At 72.6% G+C, this 340-nt stretch carries 2 pseudogenes; one reads left to right on the forward strand and one right to left on the reverse strand.

Annotated elements, in window-relative coordinates:
• Window positions 1-212, forward strand: a pseudogene (locus tag H7I41_RS06850) (hypothetical protein); the annotation flags it as partial.
• 13 nt (window positions 213-225) lie between these two features.
• Here the strand turns inward: H7I41_RS06850 and H7I41_RS30455 are convergent.
• Window positions 226-340 (reverse strand): annotated as a pseudogene (locus H7I41_RS30455) (oxygenase MpaB family protein); the annotation flags it as partial.

Raw genomic sequence — 340 nt, forward strand, 5'->3', positions numbered from 1 at the left:
ACGCATCCCGCACCCGGGCCGGTGCGGTACTCGAAAAGACCTATGGCTCACCGGGTGCCGAACTGGACCTGATCGGACGCGGCTGCATTCCGTCCGGCCAGCTGACCGCGCTCAAGGCCCGGGTGCTGCTCACCCTGCTGCTGCGGTCCGGGCATCCCCGGGACAAGGCCGAGGCCCTGCTGATGGCCGAGGGCGCGGCCGGGGACGGCTGAGCCGTCCCCGCCCTCAGGACACCTTGGGGCTGTAGAAGTTCGGGCTGTCCCGGTACTCGATCGGCGGCAGGTTGCGCGCCGGGGTCTGCACCAGCGGCGAGTCGGCGGGCAGCTTGCCGGCGGCCCGG

Origin of the sequence: [Mycobacterium] manitobense (assembly GCF_025821665.1) — a bacterium.
Lineage (GTDB): Bacteria > Actinomycetota > Actinomycetes > Mycobacteriales > Mycobacteriaceae > Mycobacterium > Mycobacterium arseniciresistens.